The 18,539-nt window shown below is 29.7% G+C and carries 15 protein-coding genes and 1 pseudogene; 5 read left to right on the top strand and 11 right to left on the bottom strand.

Annotated features, from left to right (window positions below):
• Nucleotides 1-48 precede the first annotated feature (48 nt).
• Nucleotides 49-849, bottom strand: coding sequence for a class I SAM-dependent methyltransferase (locus tag NRK67_13800; protein UUV18349.1), 801 nt, complete (start codon nucleotides 847-849; stop codon nucleotides 49-51).
• Between the two features lie 385 nt (nucleotides 850-1,234).
• On the opposite strand from NRK67_13800, the gene NRK67_13795 reads away from it, so the two are divergent.
• Complete coding sequence (locus tag NRK67_13795) at nucleotides 1,235-1,978, top strand: hypothetical protein (protein UUV18348.1); 744 nt, start codon at nucleotides 1,235-1,237, stop codon at nucleotides 1,976-1,978.
• A gap of 311 nt (nucleotides 1,979-2,289) precedes the next feature.
• On the opposite strand, the gene NRK67_13790 is transcribed toward NRK67_13795, so the two are convergent.
• From NRK67_13790 to NRK67_13780, 3 genes are read right to left on the bottom strand one after another with little or no spacing between them, the layout of a single operon-like run.
• Entirely contained in the window at nucleotides 2,290-2,451 is a 162-nt protein-coding gene (locus NRK67_13790) for a rubredoxin (GenBank protein UUV18347.1), read from the bottom strand.
• Nucleotides 2,452-2,466: 15 nt separating this feature from the next.
• Nucleotides 2,467-4,212, bottom strand: a complete 1,746-nt coding sequence (gene hcp / locus NRK67_13785; protein ID UUV18346.1) for a hydroxylamine reductase — start codon at nucleotides 4,210-4,212, stop codon at nucleotides 2,467-2,469.
• Between the two features lie 36 nt (nucleotides 4,213-4,248).
• Nucleotides 4,249-4,428, bottom strand: coding sequence for a 4Fe-4S binding protein (locus NRK67_13780; protein UUV18345.1), 180 nt, complete (start codon nucleotides 4,426-4,428; stop codon nucleotides 4,249-4,251).
• Between the two features lie 264 nt (nucleotides 4,429-4,692).
• Between NRK67_13780 and NRK67_13775 the strand changes: the two genes are divergently transcribed.
• Nucleotides 4,693-5,256: a DUF1847 domain-containing protein gene (locus NRK67_13775; protein ID UUV18344.1), complete on the top strand. Its 564-nt coding sequence runs from the start codon at nucleotides 4,693-4,695 to the stop codon at nucleotides 5,254-5,256.
• Nucleotides 5,257-5,566: 310 nt separating this feature from the next.
• A complete protein-coding gene (locus NRK67_13770; GenBank protein ID UUV18343.1) occupies nucleotides 5,567-6,061 on the top strand; it encodes a GNAT family N-acetyltransferase in 495 nt (164 codons plus the stop codon).
• 60 nt (nucleotides 6,062-6,121) lie between these two features.
• On the opposite strand, the gene NRK67_13765 is transcribed toward NRK67_13770, so the two are convergent.
• Nucleotides 6,122-7,825, bottom strand: coding sequence for a BCCT family transporter (locus NRK67_13765; GenBank protein UUV18342.1), 1,704 nt, complete (start codon nucleotides 7,823-7,825; stop codon nucleotides 6,122-6,124).
• 535 nt (nucleotides 7,826-8,360) lie between these two features.
• Between NRK67_13765 and NRK67_13760 the strand changes: the two are divergent.
• Nucleotides 8,361-8,492 (top strand): annotated as a pseudogene (locus NRK67_13760) (hypothetical protein).
• A gap of 109 nt (nucleotides 8,493-8,601) precedes the next feature.
• On the opposite strand, the gene NRK67_13755 reads toward NRK67_13760, so the two are convergent.
• Complete coding sequence (locus NRK67_13755) at nucleotides 8,602-8,937, bottom strand: NAD/NADP octopine/nopaline dehydrogenase family protein (GenBank protein UUV19945.1); 336 nt, start codon at nucleotides 8,935-8,937, stop codon at nucleotides 8,602-8,604.
• 719 nt (nucleotides 8,938-9,656) lie between these two features.
• Between NRK67_13755 and NRK67_13750 the strand changes: the two genes are divergently transcribed.
• Entirely contained in the window at nucleotides 9,657-11,195 is a 1,539-nt protein-coding gene (locus tag NRK67_13750; protein UUV18341.1) for an alanine:cation symporter family protein, read from the top strand.
• 108 nt (nucleotides 11,196-11,303) lie between these two features.
• Here the strand turns inward: NRK67_13750 and nifU are convergent, their stop codons facing one another.
• The 5 genes from nifU to NRK67_13725 all read right to left on the bottom strand — a co-directional run bounded on the left by nifU (nucleotide 11,304) and on the right by NRK67_13725 (nucleotide 18,352).
• Nucleotides 11,304-11,681, bottom strand: a complete 378-nt coding sequence (gene nifU / locus NRK67_13745; GenBank protein ID UUV19944.1) for a Fe-S cluster assembly scaffold protein NifU — start codon at nucleotides 11,679-11,681, stop codon at nucleotides 11,304-11,306.
• Nucleotides 11,682-11,735: 54 nt separating this feature from the next.
• Nucleotides 11,736-12,890: a methionine adenosyltransferase gene (metK, locus tag NRK67_13740; GenBank protein UUV18340.1), complete on the bottom strand. Its 1,155-nt coding sequence runs from the start codon at nucleotides 12,888-12,890 to the stop codon at nucleotides 11,736-11,738.
• A gap of 229 nt (nucleotides 12,891-13,119) precedes the next feature.
• Nucleotides 13,120-14,865 (bottom strand): arginine--tRNA ligase, encoded by a 1,746-nt coding sequence (gene argS, locus NRK67_13735; protein ID UUV19943.1) that lies wholly within the window; start codon nucleotides 14,863-14,865, stop codon nucleotides 13,120-13,122.
• 782 nt (nucleotides 14,866-15,647) lie between these two features.
• Nucleotides 15,648-16,112 (bottom strand): GNAT family N-acetyltransferase, encoded by a 465-nt coding sequence (locus NRK67_13730; protein ID UUV18339.1) that lies wholly within the window; start codon nucleotides 16,110-16,112, stop codon nucleotides 15,648-15,650.
• A gap of 623 nt (nucleotides 16,113-16,735) precedes the next feature.
• Nucleotides 16,736-18,352 (bottom strand): ABC transporter ATP-binding protein/permease, encoded by a 1,617-nt coding sequence (locus NRK67_13725; GenBank protein UUV18338.1) that lies wholly within the window; start codon nucleotides 18,350-18,352, stop codon nucleotides 16,736-16,738.
• Nucleotides 18,353-18,539 lie beyond the last annotated feature (187 nt).

The following is an 18,539-nucleotide window of genomic DNA, read 5'->3' as shown; positions in this document are numbered from 1 at the left end:
AACCTTCTTAAAACTATATGATTTTTTTTAATAAAAAAACAAAAATATTTATATGCTTTTTCTACCTATATAAAGGGCATGATTACTATAACCAACTAGTGATTCTTCTCTACAGCTTTTAAAGTGATAGTTTTTATAGATCTCAAATTCTTTATTTGTAAGATTATTCACTTTTTCTGGAAGGAGTCTTCCTAAGCCGTCTGTAGCAGCGTTCTCTAATTTATTTATGTTGAACTTCATCAAGAATTCTTCAATTTCTTTAGGAGTGTAGTAACATGAATCTGTCCAAAAATTAAACCCATCATTTTCACTTAAACATCCCTTTGTTAAAACCTTATCTATAAAATCATTATTTAAAAATTTTTCATCTTTAAAGAGAAGGTTGGAAAGGATATAGTGTTTATTTATATAAGCAACTGCTAAAATACCTCCCGGCTTTAAAACCCTTAAATTTTCTTTTATACAGTTTTCTCTATCTTCGATTGCCATCAGGTGATACATTGGGCCAAGACAGAGAACAACATCAAAAGATTCATCTGCATATTGTTCTAGATTAGTAGCGTTAGCTAATCCTATTGTAAGGTTATTTATTTTCTTTTCGAAAGCTTTATTTTTCATGATTTCTACATGTTTAGGAACCAGATCTGTAGCAGTAACATGCTTTACTTCGTTAGCATAATGAAAAGAGTATCTCCCAGTAGCAGCACCTGTTTCTAAAATTATATCATTTTTTTTAATATAATCTTTTAGGAGGTATTTAGTCGTTTCAAATTCTAATATATTAGCTTTTGTTCTCATGAGTCTGGGTTCTTCATCGTACTTATTATAGTAGTTAATTATTGTTTCCATTTTCTTCACATCCCTAGTTCTTAAAATTATTAAATTATAGTACCAAATATACTACAATAAGAAATGGATTTCAAGTTAAGTTTACTATTTAATTTTTAATGTTAAAAGTCTATTTTCATTAGAGTAATATATGCATCAAAATTATTTGGTTCAATCTTTAAAAAGCAAAAAAAATTACAAAGATGGCAAAAGTTTTCTATATTAATCCTGAGAGAGCATTAAAACTTTAAAAAAATTGACTTTTTAAAGATTTAAAGCTAAAATTACTCTTGGATAAAGCTTAAAAAATGATTTATCTTTTGCTGAAATAGTAATTTCTATAAGAGAAGAAAATAAATTTTTTAAAAGCTGTTGATTAAAAAATTATTTAACAAAGGTGGCGAAAATGAAAAAAGTAAATTGGAAAATCTATATGGGCTTGTTACTGATAATGATGTCAGCTTCTTTTTATCTTTTGGAATATTTTTTATTTAGAGATATACATCATATCTTGGTATTTTTAATAGAAGATATTGCTTTTTTGTTTATTGAGGTTTTATTGGTTACATTGATTATTCATAAAATTCTTGATAACAGGGAAAAAAAAGAACGGATGGAAAAATTGAATATGGTTATAGGAACTTTTTACAGTGAGATAGGTACAGAACTTTTGAGTGTTATTGCAAATATGGATGTGGAGATAGTAAGATCACAATCTAAATTTAAAATAACAGATCATCCTTCAAAGGAAGAATTTCAAAATATATGTACAGTTTTAAAGGAACATAAAAGTCAATTCAATCATAAAGATGTTGACTGGAAAAAATTAAAATTTCTTTTGGAAAATAAAAAAGATTTTTTATTGAGGCTCCTTGAAAATAATAATTTACTGGAGCATGAAAGTTTTACAGATCTTTTGTGGGCTGTATTCCACCTTACTGAAGAGCTGAAGCATAGAGATACTCTCATAGGTCTTCCTGAAGAAGATTATAAACATCTAACAGGAGATATGAACAGAGTTTATGGTGAATTAAAAAATCAATGGGTAAGCTATATAGATCATTTAAGAGAAAGTTACCCTTATTTATTTTCCCTTGCCTGCAGAACCAATCCTTTTGATCTGGACTCTTCGGTAATAGTGAAAAAGTAATAAAAAATGCCAGTTTTAAGACTGGTATTTTTTATTACTTAAATTATGTAAACTTCAACTAAAAGTAGGTTTCTTTGGAAACCATGAATTATTCAATTTAAAATATCTAGAAATGAAATCAATAAAATCAATCTTCTTTAATCAATTCTTCTGAAATTGTATTCTTATTGTAAGCCCCTAATATCATCCCTATATTTTATTATACAATTAAATATTATTTAGAAATAAAAAACTATGCTAGCCACTAAAATTGAAATTAATGACTAGCATAGCTATATTTTAAAGTTACAACAAATAAATAAAAATCACAATTATTCTACCTTTTCAAAATCTTCCTTGGGTGCTCCACATAAAGGGCACACCCAATTTTCAGGAAGGTCCTCAAACTTCACACCTGGTCCTATATCAGTAGTATCATCACCAATTTCAGGGTCATAAATATAACCGCAAGGTATACACATCCACTTGTCCATATTATTCCTCCTTTTTTATAAGAATTTAGCTAGATCACTATCTACATCACTGATAGTTCCAATGCCAAAATTTTCAACTAATACATTAGTAACGTTTGGTGATAAAAATGCAGGAAGAGTTGGTCCTACATGAATATTTTTGATGCCTAGATGTAATAATGCTAATAGTACAAGAACTGCTTTTTGCTCATACCATCCAATATTAAACACAATAGGAAGATCATTTATATCATCCAATCCGAAAACTTCTTGTAATTTCATAGCTACAACTGCTAAAGAATAAGAGTCATTACATTGACCAGCGTCTAAGACTCTTGGTATCCCACCAATATCTCCTAAATCTAATTTATTATATCTGTATTTTGCACACCCGGCAGTTAGAATTACAGTATCCTTTGGTAATTTTTCAGCAAATTCAGTATAATATTTTCTATCCTGCATCCTGGCGTCACAACCACCCATAACGAAGAACTTTTTGATTGCACCAGATTTAACTGCTTCAACTACTTTATCAGCAACAGCTAGTATTTGGTTATGAGCAAAACCGCCAGTAACAGTACCAGTTTCTATTTCTATAGGAGGAGCACATTTTTTAGCATGTTCTATAATTGCAGAAAAATCTTTTTTACCATCTTTATCTTTGAGGATATGTTTAGCACCTGTTAATCCAGCTGAATTGGTAGTATAGATTCTATCAATGTATTCTGAAGCTTGCCCTCTAGGAGGTACTATACAGTTACTTGTAAATAAAACTGGACCATTAAATGAAATAAATTCTTTAGTTTGATGCCACCAGGAACCACCATAGTTTCCAGCTAAATTATCATATTTTTTAAATGCAGGATAAGAGTTAGCAGGTAACATTTCAGAATGAGTATATACATCTACTCCTGTTCCCTTTGTTTGTTCTAATAGCTGCTCTAAATCTTTTAAATCGTGTCCTGATATTAATATACCTGGATTATTTTTTACACCAATGTTTACCTGAGTTGCCTCAGGATTCCCATATGTACTAGTATTTGCACCATCAAGAAGTGCCATAGCTTCTACACCATATTTTCCTGTTTCTAAAGTAAGAGCTACTAACTCATCTACAGATAGAGCATCATTATCTAATTCAGCCAACGCTCTAGTCATAAAACTATATATATCGCAATTTTCTGAACCAAGGTTCATCGCATGTTCAACATAAGCACTCATACCTTTTAGACCATAAGTAATAAGTTCTCTTAAAGATCTAACATCTTCATTTTCAGTTCTAAGTACTCCTACTTTTTCTCCAAATTCAATCATACTTTCTTTAGAAGAAATACTACAGGCACTGTCTAAGAGTGGATTATTCTCATTTGGTGTAGAAATGCCCTTCTCGCCAAATTCTACACTATCGTCTTCAGAAGTAATATGATAAGTACATTGTAAAAATTGAAGATATTTATCAGGAATAGTTACTCCTAATTCACCAACTTTTGCTTCTAATTCTTTTTTATAAGCATGACCTTTTCTTATCTCAGCCATAATAGCTTCATCATTAAAATTTGAGTTAGTGATAGTCATGAATAAAGAGTTTACAACCCATTTATATTTATCTCCCGACACTTTAGTTTTACCTTCTAATACATTGCAGTATGCTGAAACTCCCTTAGCCGTATAGATAAGTAAATCTTGTAATTTAGCAGTTTCCGGAGTTTTTCCACAGACTCCTCTAACAGTACATCCTTTATTCATGGCTGTTTCCTGGCACTGATAACAAAACATTGACATATAACATCTCCTCCTAAATATATTATGATATAAAAATTATTCTACCGAAGCTATACATTCCACAGGACATACTCCTGCACAGGCACCACAATCTATACATGCATCCTCATCAATTTTTCTTTTACCATCTGCTACCTCGGAGATACACTCTACTGGGCATACTGGTTCACAAGCACCGCAGGCAATACATTCACCTTCATTGATTCTATAAGCCATTTTTCCCTCCTTTTTTTATTTTATAAATTTACATAGAGCATATACTGCTAATTTCAGATTAATCCTTTATTTAAGTTGAAAAGAGTTTAATTTAGAATCTAACGGTTATCTGATAATTTTAGATCTGTAATAAAAGTAGTTAGGACTAGGTTCGCTGCCATATTGACATAAGTAAAAACCTATAATTGCGATTAGAAAGTAGTATTTAAAAAAAATACTTAAATTAGATATAATTATTATATATAAAACTTAGGAGGAATAGATATGGAATGTGCATTATGTCAAAATAAAATATGTCTTAGAGGTATAGAGTGTGATAAATTTTATGGAATAAATTCAAAAACAGAAAATATAAAACATTATTTAGGGTCTGATTCAGATACTAGAATATTAAATACAAGTTCTAAAATACCTAAAAATATTTCAAGAATAGAAGAAGTTTCTACCTATATTGATTTTATGGGAATAAAAGTTGTAGGTATAGGATTTTGTAAAGGCCTTCAAAAAGAGGGTGAAATATTACATAATTACCTTACTGGTAAGGGTGTAGAATGCCATTCAGTTATTTGCGGACACGCTAGTATAGATAATGAAGATTTAAATTTAAGAAAAAAAAATAAAGATGCTTTTGAAGTTAGTTGTAACCCATATGGACAAGCAACTATTATGAATAATTTAAAAACAGAATTAAACATTGCTTTGGGATTCTGTATCGGTCATGATATTCTATTTTCTAAATATTCAGAATCACCTGTAACAACTTTGGTTGTTAAAGACAGGGTCAATAAACATTGTCCTACAATTGGTTTTATGAGCAAAGAAAAATAGTCCTATAGAATATTTTGTATAAACCTCCAAATTAGTGTAGACTACAATTGTATTAATTTGACAATTTTTTCTTTATTATTTTAAATTTTTAGGGAGGTTAATTCTATAAAAAAGTTATTTTGAAAGGATAAACTAAAAGGTTGACTTTTTAAGAATCAAAGTATAGAATTAGTCTTAAAAAAATACTAAAAACAAAGGTGAGAAAAAATAAATATAAAATTTTTAAGAGGGCAGGTAGATAAAGTAAATCTATTTGTCCTTTTTTAGTTATATAGTATACTCTAATAATGGATCAATAGGAGGAAGAAAAATGAATATATATTTAAAAAAATTAGAATTAGAAGAACCAATTAAAATTTTTAATTTACTCCAAGAAACAGTTGAAGAAGGATGGGGATTACTAGATTCAATGACTCTTGAAGAATTTCAAGAATATTTAGTGGACAAATATAATGAAGATTTAGGAATTAATTTAAAGGATGGAAGAGTTCCCCAGACAACTTATTGGCTTTATGCAGATCAAATTTTGTGTGGAATGATTGTTGTTAGAAGACAAATTAATGAATCTCTGCTCAAAAGAGGAGGACACATTGGGTATTATATAAAAAAAGATTGTAGGAGAAAAGGTTATGGTGAAAAAATGCTGGGATTGTGTTTAGACCTTTTGAAGAAAGAAGGTATGGATAGAGTATTAATTACATGTGATATTGACAATAAAGGTTCACAAAAAATTATAGAAGGTAATGGAGGAATTCTTGAAAATATAATAGATAGAAGTAAAAGATATTGGATAACTATTAATTAAAAGCCAGGGAATTATTCCCTGGCCTTTTTTATTTGATTTTTCATTTCATTTAATTTTCCATTAAATTTCTTTTACTGGTTCATCTTTATGAAATTCACCGTATATTTTCTCGTTAAACATTTTATTTAGAAGCTTATCACTTCTATATTGTTTAAGTTTTTTCAAGTCATCCCGAAGACCGATATGTAAACTATAAGTCATAGCAAGGAGCATAACTGTAAAGGGCAGACCTGAAATAATTACACCTGTTTGAAGAGCACTCAGGGCCTCGCTTCCTCCGGCTATTAAAAGTGCTGCTGCTATGGTTCCCTGCATCACAGCCCAGAATATTCTCTGGGAAATTGGAGAGTCTGTCTTTCCTCCGGAAGTTAGATTATCAACCACAAGAGATCCTGAATCCGATGAAGTGACGAAGAATGATATAACTAAGAATGTCCCCGTTATTGAAAGAATCATTTTAAAAGATGAAGATATATCTAGATTTTGAATCATTGCAAACAGTGAAGTAGCCACATTATTATTAACTGCATCCAGCAGAGCACCGCCATCTACACTGTTTTGAAATAAGGCTGTTCCGCCAAAAGCAGACATCCAGATAAAACTTAATAATGTTGGGACTATAAGGATAGCTAATATAAATTCTCTGACTGTTCTTCCTTTTGAGATTCTAGCAATAAACATTCCTACAAATGGAGACCATGAAATCCACCATGCCCAATAGAAAATAGTCCATGATCCCTGCCACTTGTTTCCGTTTTCAGTAAAGAAACTTATTGAAATTAAGTTGTTCAGATAAAATCCCAGTCCATTATTAAAAGCTCTTACAATATAAAGGGTCGGGCCTAAAACTATAATCATAATAAGAAAAACAGTAGCAACTTTCATATTCAATTCCGAAAGGATTCTAACACCCTTTCCTATCCCGGAAACAACAGATATAGTTGCTATAAATGTGATGATAACTATAATCAACACTTGAATTTTCGGTGATTGAGGAACCCCAAATAAAAAATTTAACCCTGCATTTATTTGCTGGGAACCAAATCCAAGGGAAGTGGCCAGTCCAAAAAGACATGAAATTACAGCTGTGATATCGATAATATCTCCTATCCAACCGAAGACCCTGTCTTTAAATATTGGATAAAAAACAGATCTCAAAGAAAGAGGTAATCCTCTGTTATATGCAAAGAATGCCAGGGATAGGGCTACCAGAGCATAGATCCCCCATGGATGAAATCCCCAATGATAAAAAGTTACTCCTAAAGCTTCTCCAATTGAATTTCCATCGGTTATTGGCATTTTACCGGTGGCATGATAAAGAGGTTCTCCCACACTCCAGAACATAAGTCCGATACCCATTCCGGCACTTATAAGCATAGAATACCATCCAAAATTAGTATATTCTGGTTTTGCCTTAGGTCCTCCTAATCGAACCTCTCCTAATTTACTAAACATAAGGTAAATAGGGAAGACCAAAAATATATTTGCGCTTATAATAAAAAACCAATTCCAATTATTGGTTATATTATCTTTAACCCCACTCAAAACTTTATTTACCATAATTGGGTCTTTTAAAGTAGAGCCTATAAAGAATAAAACCAGCAATCCGGAAATAATAGATACCTGTGGGTGAAAATCAAACCCCCACTTATTAATATTTCTAGAATGTAATAACTTTGTTTTTCCCTTTAGTTTATCGGTTTCAAACTTTGGTTTTTTTAACCTTGTTTTTGATTTTTGTACTGTCTTCTTTTTTTTCTCCATCTTACTCCTCCTAAATAACAAAAAAACACTCTAATTCTACTACCATAAAGGTAATAGAGTTAGAGTGTTTAAGTTTCGTCTAATAGACTCACAATATGCCACATAAGTAGCATAATACATTGCCTCAAAAGAGACCCTGAATAAACCCCAGTTCTATAAATATTTTTCAAGTTAAATTTTTCTTTTTGTTCAATTGGTTTGCATCTACACTATATAAAACATTATAAACCTCGCCAATTAAGTAATCATTTAATTTACTTCATATTGTATTCTTTAATATTATACTATATTTGTCCCACTAAATCAACTGTTTTGACTATTTTTTTGGTATGATGACGATTTGGCAAACACCACAGTACTTAAAAATAAACTGAAATGGCAAAGAGGAAAGGATAAATGATTACCCTGTAATATTAGTTAGAGTGTACCACAATATGGATATTTAATTTTTTCATTTTTTTATAAAATAGAGTTTCAGTAAAATTAGAGACATAAAAAAACAGAGTAATGTGAGTATAAAGGGGTCAAATATTCTCTAACAGAAATGGGGAAAGAATTTATTCCGGTTCTAGAGAGTGTGAAAGTTTGGGGGGCCAAATACAGAAAGCGTCTGGAAGAAATTTATCCTGAATATAAAGTATTTGATTCAGAAAAAGTTTTAGATTAGGTGTTGATTAAATTTTTTTGTTTAGTAAAAAATCAGTATAAAAAAGGTTTAATAAGTCTGCAAGGGGACTCATTAAATCTTTTTTTGATATTTGAATACTATTTCGATATTATTTTTTTAGGTCTATCTCTTGATATGTTTTATATTTTGTTGGTATCCCAACTTTTACACCATTGTACTCATATTCAGTATTTAGCACATCATTTTTTAAAAGATCTAAATTTAAATAACTTTGGCTCCAATTTAGGAGTTTATTAACCATAGGAACTTCTATCTCATATTTATCTGCAAGCCATTTTGTTATGGCAATTCCATAAAATATATCATCTGTAAAAAATCTACTGTTTTTATCTAAAATATACTTTTCACCTTCTCTCATTACCGGGGTTTTTATCTGTCCAAGAGTTTTGGAATTTACAAAAGATAAAAAAAATTTATTGAGTATATTTCATTATCTTAGATAAAAAATAAATTGGAGTGATTAAGATGACAGGGACTTTATTAATTTTGGCATCAGCTGGATGAAAGTTGAAAAATCAACACATAAAATTAGTATTTAATTATATTTTCATTAGAATAGTATTAGAAAATAATAACAGGGGGACTATTTAAATTTTGTTATTTATTTCACTAAATTGAGGGTGAGAAGCATACTTTTTGATACTCTAGTATCATTTTTAAATACAGTATTCAAGAGGATTTTTCAATTATTATAAGTTTTCTATACTAAGTTAAATTAAATATCCTTATAGAGATAAGTCTAATAACTAGTGAGTTATAGAAGTTTTTATAAGAAATAACCAATAAACTAAAATATCTGTTGATAGATCTATCTGAAATCTAAAAAATATAGATTTGAATAAATATGAAAAATCTACAATTTAAAATTAGAATATTTTAGCTGAGATAGTTAATTTATTTATTTGTACTATTTTAAAACGTTATAATATTGGGACTCTAAATTTTCCTTTCCTTTGTTATACTTATTTAGTTTTATTATGATAAAAAAATCACATTCTATAATGTTTAAAAGAAAAAAAGCGAACAAAAACAGCAATAGGTGTTCGTTTTTAGCTTTGACATATGTGAAAAGTGATGCTAAACTTTTATTTAGTAAATAAATAAAGTTTAGATTTATTGCTCGAAATTACTTTGGAGGTTTTAATGGAAGTTTTAATTAATGGATTAAATGGTATTATTTGGTCGCCGGTACTTGTATATCTTTGTTTAGGTGCAGGACTATTCTTTACACTAAAAACAAGCGGTGTTCAATTTGTGATGATTAAGGAGATGATAAGGCTATTATTGGGAAAAGATGTTAAAGAGGGAGAGAAATCAGAGGATTCAATAAGCGGATTTGAAGCCATGTGTATGTCGGTTTCTGGAAGGGTAGGAACTGGAAACATTGCAGGAGTAGCTACAGCCATAGCATTGGGAGGACCCGGGTCTATATTTTGGTTATGGGTAATCTCATTATTAGGCGCTGCCTCATCATATGTGGAATCTACATTGGGACAATTATATAAAGAAAAATTTGAAGGTGGATACAGAGGAGGACCGGCTTATTACTTTAAAAAAGGATTATTAGGCGGGAAGACCTGGTATGGAAATTTATTTGCCTTATCTACAGTGCTGGCTATGCTTATATGTATGCCTTCGACTCAATCAAATGTAATTGCAGGAAGTTTAAACACAGCAGTAGGAGTTCCAGAGTGGGTAACAGGATTAATTATTGTAGGATTTTTAAGTGTTATTGTTTTTGGTGGAGCTAAGAGGTTAGCGAAGTTTGCCGGGATAGTGGTTCCATTTATGGCGGTAATATATATAATTATTGCAGTGGTAGTGCTGGCACTCAATGCTGGGGATATCATCCCATCACTGACTTTAATAGTTAAATCTGCATTTGGAAAAGAAGAGGCTTTTGCAGGGATTGCTGGTGCAGCAATATCTTGGGGTGTAAAAAGAGGTATTTATTCAAATGAAGCAGGGCAGGGAACGGGACCAGCTTCAGCAGCAGCAGCAGACACATCGCATCCTGCCAAGCAGGGATTGATACAGGCATTTTCTATCTACATCGATTCGATATTTGTATGTACAGCTACAGCCTTGATGATCATCATTACAGGAGCATATAAGGTTTTTGATGGAGTTACCGGTAAGGCAATTTATGCAGGAAAGGGTGCAACCTCTAGTATGAGTATGGGAACAGTAGGAGCAGCTAATACATCTACAGCTTTAGATATCGGTATTGGGTATGGTGCATATATAGTTGCCATAGCTATTGTATTCTTCGCCTTTACTACACTATTAGCATTTTTCTGGAATGGAGATACAGCATTAGTTTATCTAACTAAGGGCAGTGAAAAAGGGAAAAAAATCAGGTTTATTCTAAAATTAATATATCTTGGATTTACATTTTCAGGTTCTGTAGCAGCAGGAGGAATGGCTTGGACCTTTGGAGATATCGGAATAGGAATAATGGCATGGATAAACATAGTAGGAATTTTAATTATGCATAAACCGGCAATTGCCTGCCTGAAAGATTATAAATTAAGGATGAAGGAAAACAGGGAAGATGAGTGGGACTTCAACCCAAATAAGATTGGAATAGAAGGAGAATTTGCTGTCTGGGATGAAATAAGAAGAGAAGGAAGAGACGCAGTAATAGTTGAAAAAGGTGCAGCAGAATTAAAAATATCATAATGAATTGCCTCAGATATGAATTTATCTGAGGCTTTTTTATATATTTTATAAGTTTACTGTCCCTTTTCAGCTCTATGATTTTTTAAGACTGTAATGAATTTAAATCAATTAAGTCTTTTGTTTTTTAGAAGTATAATCTTCTATTGCTGCATTTATAACTTCTTCAGCCAAGACGGAACAATGTAATTTTGATGCCGGTAACCCATCTAAATTTTGTACAATAGATTTATTTGTCAATTGTAATGCTTCTTCTATAGTTTTATTTAGAATCATCTCTGTTGTCACAGATGAGGAGGCGATAGCTGATGCACATCCAAATGTTCTAAATTTTGCATCTCTGATTATTTCATCTTCTATCTTTAAGAAGATCTCCATCATATCCCCGCAAGATGGGCTTCCAACTTTTGCATATCCATCAGGGTTTTCAATTACCCCGACATTTCTAGGATTCATAAAATGATCCATTAATTTTTTTGTATACATCAAATTAGCCATTATTTTTTCTGTAGATATCATCTATCATCACTCCCACTTTTTAAATTATTTTTTCAGCTGAAAGTTTACCAGGTCTACTTTATTTAATCTTTCCCAGGGAAGATCTATGTCTGTTCTTCCAATATGACCAAATGCAGCTAAATCCTGATAATTAAATTTACCTCTTCTCAATTCAAGGTCATTTTCTATTCCCTTAGGGGTAAGATCGAAGGTATCTTTTACAATATCAGCCATCTCTATGTCACTGATTTTACCTGTCCCGAAAGAATCGATCTTTATAGAGATTGGCTCTGCTACACCGATTGCATAGGACAGCTGTACCTCACATTTTTCTGCAAGATCTGCTCCTACGATGTTTTTTGCAACCCACCTTGCTGCATATGCTGCTGATCTATCTACTTTGGAAGGATCTTTTCCGGAGAATGCTCCTCCTCCATGTCTGAAGTATCCCCCGTAGGTATCCACAATAATTTTTCTTCCTGTAAGTCCTACATCTCCATGGGGTCCCCCTATTACAAATCTTCCTGTAGGATTAATATGGTAGTTTTTAACATCTGCCGGATCTATTTTATATTTTTTCAGAACAGGGTTGATTACCTCCTCTATAATTGTTTTATGGATCTCCTCCTGTGTCACTTCCGGGTGGTGCTGTACAGACACTACCACTGTATCAACACAATCAATATTCCCGCATTCATCGTAGGCCAGGGTTACCTGGGATTTGGCATCAGGTCTTGCCCAGATAATTTCCTTTGACCTAGTCATTTGAGTCAATCTCTTAATAATCTCCCTAGAGAGAACTAATGCCAGGGGCATAAGCTCCGGAGTTTCTCTGACAGCTCCTCCAAACATTATTCCCTGATCTCCTGCTCCACCTTTATCGACACCCATTGCAATATCAGGTGACTGGGAACAAATTAAGTTTATCACTCCGCAATTTGAATCAAACCCCATCCCTTCCTCATATCCTATCTCATCTATCTTTTCCCTTACAATTTTCTGAACATCCACATAACTACTGGTTGTAATCTCTCCTCCAACCACAACCTGCCCAGTTGTGCAGAAAACTTCGCAGGCTACTCTGGAATTTGGATCACCCTTTAAGCAGACATCTAATACTGCATCTGATATCTGATCTGAAATTTTATCTGGATGTCCCGGTGATACATACTCCGAAGTAAATAATATTTTCTTTTCCATCTGTTGATCATCTCCGTATAAACTTTTATGATTAATCTTTTCAAATTATATCTTTTATTAGTATTGTGCATATGCACGTTTTAACTATAATAATTTATTATGATTTTGTCAATAGAATATTATTTATATATAATTTTTTCTGCCATACCTCATTTGTATAATCTTTAAGTTAATAATTTATGTCAAAAAAAAGCCTATCTAGAAAAATCTAAATAGACTTTAACTTAATTTACATTTTATCAACAGATTCTAATCCTAATAAGTTTAAGGATATTTCTAAGTTTTTTTCTGTAATTTTTAAAAGCTGTAACCAAGATTTTTTTTGCTTTAAATCTTTTTCATTTAAGATATTTGTTTTATGATAGAAACTATTAAATAAATTAGATATGGTGTAAATATATTGACAAATTTTATGTGGAGAATAAATTTCAAAGCTTTGATTTATAACTTCCTCAAACTTTGTTAATTCTAAATATAACTGTCTTTCTACTTCACTATTAGGCGATTCTAACGTTAATAAAGTTAAATCCTTTGTTGTTGATTTGTTTAAAATAGATTTGATTCTAGTTAATGAATATAAGATATATGGCCCAGTATTTCCTTCAAATGAAGTAAATTTTCTAATATCAAATATATAATCTTTATGAGGCTGATTAGATAGATCAGCATATTTTATAGCAGCTAAAGAAATTTTTTTCATAGTTTCTTCATTATATTCTTTTTTACTTTGTAACATTTTGCTTCTAACACTTTCTTCAACAGTAATCAAAAAATCAGAAAGCTTAAGAGTACCACCATCCCTTGTTTTAAAAGGTTTGCCATCTTTTCCATTCATAGTTCCAAATCCAATAAAAGATAACCTTTTATTTTCAGGAAACAACTTTGTTTTATATGCACATCTAAAAACTTGTTCAAAATGTAACTCTTGTCTTTTATCAACAACATAAATAATTTCTTGAGGAGTGAATTGTTCCTCTCTTTCAACTATTGTAGCTAAGTCGGTTGTTGAATATAAGGTTGCTCCATCTGTTTTTACCAACATAAATGGAGGGATAGTTCTTTTATCGTCATTGAAACTAACAGGAACAACAACAGCACCCTCACTAACTTTAGAATAGTTTTTATCTTTTAAATATTTAATAATTTGAGGTATATATTTTTGAACATCGCTTTCTTTTTTCCAAAGTTCAAAATTAACATTTAGATTTGAATAATTTTTTTTCAAATCATTGATAGAAACATCTAGAATTTGTGACCACAACTCTTTCAATCCTTTATTTCCTTGTTGAAAATCTTTTGTTGCTTTTTTAGCTTCAGTTAAAAACTTAGAATTTTTTTTAGATTTTATGGAAGCAAAAGGATATATTTCTTCTAAAATTTCAATTGTAAATGGTGACTTAGTAGGATATAAGCCGTTAAAATTATCATTAAAATAACACCAAGAAGGATTTCTTTCCTTCATTTCACACATAATTAAACCTATTTGTAACCCCCAATCTCCCAGATGTACATCTCCTATAACATTATAACCTATATAATTCCCTATTCTTTTTAAGCTTTCTCCTATAATAGCAGACCGTAAATGGCCCACATGTAACGGTTTCGCTATATTCGGTCCCCCATAATCAATAATTATTTTACCTTTATTTTGTTCTCTTTCTTCATTTAATTGTATATAAGTTTTTTTTGTATAATTCATTAAAAGTTCATCTTTTATTACTAAGTTAATAAAACCTGGTTTTAAAACATTAACAGAGTTAAAATATTTTGTTTTCTCAAGAGAAATTTTAATTTTTTCAGCTATCAACATAGGGTTTTCCTTTATTCTTTTTGCTAAAGTTAATGATCCACTGCATTGGAATTGTCCAAACTTATTGTTTGAAGAATACTCTACTACACCTAAGCTTGAGTCATATCCATTCTCTAAAAATGAATTTTCTATTGTTTTATTTATAAAGTTTTTTAAAGTTTTAATTGTATTTCCTCCTTTTTCAATTTATTTTTGTCTCCTTAAATCCCTGAATTTTTTTAATGCCGTATAAGTTCTTTAATCTCCTAATATTCCAACATTGTTTATCTGTTTGCACCTCCAATTTATGAATTGTTTTACTTTAAATCTCTATTTCTCTCTGTTTCACCCTATTTTTTTGTATAAAAAATGAGCCTACCGAAAATTGGCAGACTCCTGGGAATCAACAAAAATATTAACGGTTATAAAAAAATATTAAATTGTATAATTTACTTTTCCTAAAACTTTCCCTTAGCATCTGTGTCCTCCTCAAAATATTTATTTAAAACTTTATAATAAAAAAACCTGGTATAAGCGACTTAAAATGGACTTCTACCAGGTTATCTCTAAAAATAAAAGTCAGCAATATTATTGCTGACCTGCTAATAAACTTTTTTTATTCACTGGAAATAATTATTTCCAAATCTTTGTACAAAAAATTATTAGATTAATCAAGCCATTTTAAAATTATAGGGTTTATTGGTTTTCTTCTCCTCATCCTAATTCTCCTGATTAACATAACAAATCCTCCTGAGATTAATTTTCTACTCTTTTTTATTTGAATCAATACTATCAGATATCATTTAATTATGTCAATATTTTTTTAATTTTAAAACTTATGTTTAAGGCAAAAAGATTGCTCCTATTTTGGATTTTTATCTTCAAAACTTTAGACCTCTTAATTTGAAAAGACCTCCTTATTCCCCTCTTAATGCACATCTAAAAACTTGTTCTTGTTATCATTAAGTTCATAAATTTTTAATAAAAATACCGCAACCATTATTGGCAGTTTCCTTAATATGGTGGTATCCGTTTTTCTTCCAAAAATTTACAGCATCCTTATCAGCAGTAATATAATAGGATTTTGTAGCTAATACCTCTTCTGCCAGGAAAACCAACCTTGTTCCAATATCAATATTTCTGGCATTTGGATCAACATATAATTCACAAATTCTTCCATGAACTATATTTTTAAAATTGTATTTATCATACATAATAAATCCCAGAATAACATCTTTTTCTAAAGCAATCATCATATTTGTATTATTGTCTCCAGTAACTAAAGATATGACATATTCTCCATGATCCTCTAAATTATATTTTTTTCCTGCTTGGATATCTTCACGGTATAGATATTTAAAATAATCAACTATAATTTTTTTTAACCCCAAATAATCTTTTAGTGTCTCTTTTTTTATTTTTTTTATTTCCATATTTCATCTCCTCAATGAATAAAGTATTTATAATAATTTTCCTGTTATACCTCCTTTGTATAATCTCCAAGGTAATAAATTGTATCAAAAAAGCCTATCTAGGAATATCCTAAATAGACTTTAATTTACTTAAACTAATAGCCATTGATACAAACCTAAACTCTTGGGAAAGAGTTGTTTTGAATAAATAACAATAAATTTAAATACTAAAAATACCATAAGTAATTTATAGTTCTATAATTATATTACCAAACATCCTCTTTTTATTAAATTGTTTTACTACCTCTTAAATTTTTCATTATTATCGCCTCCTTTTTTATTTATATTTTAGATTGTAGCATCTTTAATTTTTATTGTCTAACCTAAAATTTAATGGAAACATTGAGAATATTCTAAAATTAATTTTTATGATTTACTTCAATAAAATTAATCCGGAAAGTGAAAGAGATAGTAAAACGTCATAGAGAAAGTTAAGGGTATGTTAAAGAAAAACCCCAGGGTAAAAAAGATATATATATCTTTTTTACCCTGGTTTTTTTTTGAAGTATCTGGTAAATCACTAAAGAATTATATTAATATTTTAATAAAAAAAATGGGATTTTTAACGAAATACCTCATTTTTATTATTCTAAATTAGAATACTTGTTTAGGTTAAGAACTTTATCAAATTTTGAGATCTCATATTTACTATGGGTAATAAATAATATAGTTTTATCTTTAAATAAATCTAATACTAAATCTAATATCCTTATTTGTGATTCTTCATCTAAATTACTCGTTAGCTCATCAAAGATATAAACATCAGAATTTTTTAAAAATGTTCTGGCTAAAAGCATCTTTCTCTTTTCGCCCCCTGAAAAATTAGAACCTAGATGGCTTAATCTAGTCTGATAACCCATAGGGAGAGAAGAAATTAAATTATGAATATTTAATTTTTTACAGATGTCTATTATATCATTAATATCTACATCATCATTTCCTAATCTTAAATTTTCCTCTATACTAAAATCAAATAAATTATTCTCTTGGAAAAGGATTGAAATTTTATCTCTATAATCTTCTATATTTATGTCATAAAAATTCCTGTTGTTTAAGAGGATCTCTCCTAAGTCTATTTTTTCTATTCCTGTAATAATATTAATCAGGGTACTTTTGCCTCTTCCATTTCCTCCTACAATAGCTATCTTGTCACCATGATTTATTTTATAGGAAAAATCTTTATATACAATTTTAGTGCCGTATGAAAAATTAATTTTTTTAAATTCTAAAGATCTAAACATCTCCAAAGTTTCAATAGATCTAAAGTAATTTTTATCTTTAATGAATATATCCTCTATTCTTTTATAGGATTCTTCTGTTTTTACTCGATCTTCTAAAAATTTTCGAAATTGCAATACAGGGTTATACATAAATTCATAATAACTGAGGAGAGCTAATAAACTTCCAATTGTTAATTTTCCAGATTTAATTTCTAAAATACCTATAAAAAATATGACTACTCTTCCACCTGTTAAGGTGTATTTAGTCAATGCTCCTAATAGATTTGAAAACACGATTGATTTAACATTTATTTCTTTTTCTGCTTCTGTTATATCTATTAATTTTTTTGAAAAATATTTTTTTAAGTTATTAGATTTTATTAACTTTAATGATAATATCGATTGATTTAATAATTCCATAAATCTTTCTTTATTTTTTAAAATTTGAACTTTATATTTTTTATATTTTTTGTTATGAAAAGTATTAAAGTAATAGATCAATAAAAATAAAAAAACTATTATACCGGTTATTTCCACAGAGAGTTTAAACATTGTTATCAATAGAAATATTATTATTATTATATTATAAGTGAATAATTTTAAAGTAGAACTTAGAAATGTAGACACTGTGGTGATGTCACTCTCCATAATTGTCATCAGTTTTCCTACTTTATTTTTTGTTATATTTGACAGGTTGGAATTTAACATTTTATTATAAACATCTTTTTGAAATTCTGTTTTAATAGTTGTAGAAAGTGAAGCATCGTAATAAGACCTTATTATTTGGAATACATAGTGTAAAAAATATAGACCTAACATATAGAGTATTAACCTGTTTATTTTAGAATAATCTTTATTTACAATGTCATCTAATATATTTTTTTGAACTAATGGGATGATCATATAAGATAAAGCCTCAATGATCGTAAAAAATAAAGATTGGCTCCATCTCAGCTTTGATTTTTTTAATAGTGAGTACATAATTTCTCCTAGTATTATTTTGATTTTGGTTTTAATAAAATAAGTTCCTATTTTAAGTTAGTATCATATATACCACAATATCAATAAAAAGCAATAAAATTTAATGTAAGGAATAGTAGATTTTTATTTTAAAAAAACAAATTAATTTGAGGATCAAATAATTGGAAAGAAAAATATTTACAATATT

The organism is Fusobacteria bacterium ZRK30, from assembly GCA_024628785.1.
Taxonomy (GTDB): Bacteria; Fusobacteriota; Fusobacteriia; order Fusobacteriales; family Fusobacteriaceae; genus Psychrilyobacter.
Note: the sequence above shows the minus strand (reverse complement) of the source record. Positions and strands in the feature narration are given on the sequence as shown.

What these genes read in the sequence shown, in the direction of transcription:
- NRK67_13800 (UUV18349.1), bottom strand. Translation starts at nt 849, where the DNA reads ATGGAAACAATAATTAACTACTATAATAAGTACGATGAAGAACCCAGA.
- NRK67_13795 (UUV18348.1), top strand. Translation starts at nt 1,235, where the DNA reads ATGAAAAAAGTAAATTGGAAAATCTATATGGGCTTGTTACTGATAATG.
- NRK67_13790 (UUV18347.1), bottom strand. Translation starts at nt 2,451, where the DNA reads ATGGACAAGTGGATGTGTATACCTTGCGGTTATATTTATGACCCTGAA.
- hcp (UUV18346.1), bottom strand. Translation starts at nt 4,212, where the DNA reads ATGTCAATGTTTTGTTATCAGTGCCAGGAAACAGCCATGAATAAAGGA.
- NRK67_13780 (UUV18345.1), bottom strand. Translation starts at nt 4,428, where the DNA reads ATGGCTTATAGAATCAATGAAGGTGAATGTATTGCCTGCGGTGCTTGT.
- NRK67_13775 (UUV18344.1), top strand. Translation starts at nt 4,693, where the DNA reads ATGGAATGTGCATTATGTCAAAATAAAATATGTCTTAGAGGTATAGAG.
- NRK67_13770 (UUV18343.1), top strand. Translation starts at nt 5,567, where the DNA reads ATGAATATATATTTAAAAAAATTAGAATTAGAAGAACCAATTAAAATT.
- NRK67_13765 (UUV18342.1), bottom strand. Translation starts at nt 7,825, where the DNA reads ATGGAGAAAAAAAAGAAGACAGTACAAAAATCAAAAACAAGGTTAAAA.
- NRK67_13750 (UUV18341.1), top strand. Translation starts at nt 9,657, where the DNA reads ATGGAAGTTTTAATTAATGGATTAAATGGTATTATTTGGTCGCCGGTA.
- metK (UUV18340.1), bottom strand. Translation starts at nt 12,890, where the DNA reads ATGGAAAAGAAAATATTATTTACTTCGGAGTATGTATCACCGGGACAT.
- NRK67_13730 (UUV18339.1), bottom strand. Translation starts at nt 16,112, where the DNA reads ATGGAAATAAAAAAAATAAAAAAAGAGACACTAAAAGATTATTTGGGG.
- NRK67_13725 (UUV18338.1), bottom strand. Translation starts at nt 18,352, where the DNA reads ATGTACTCACTATTAAAAAAATCAAAGCTGAGATGGAGCCAATCTTTA.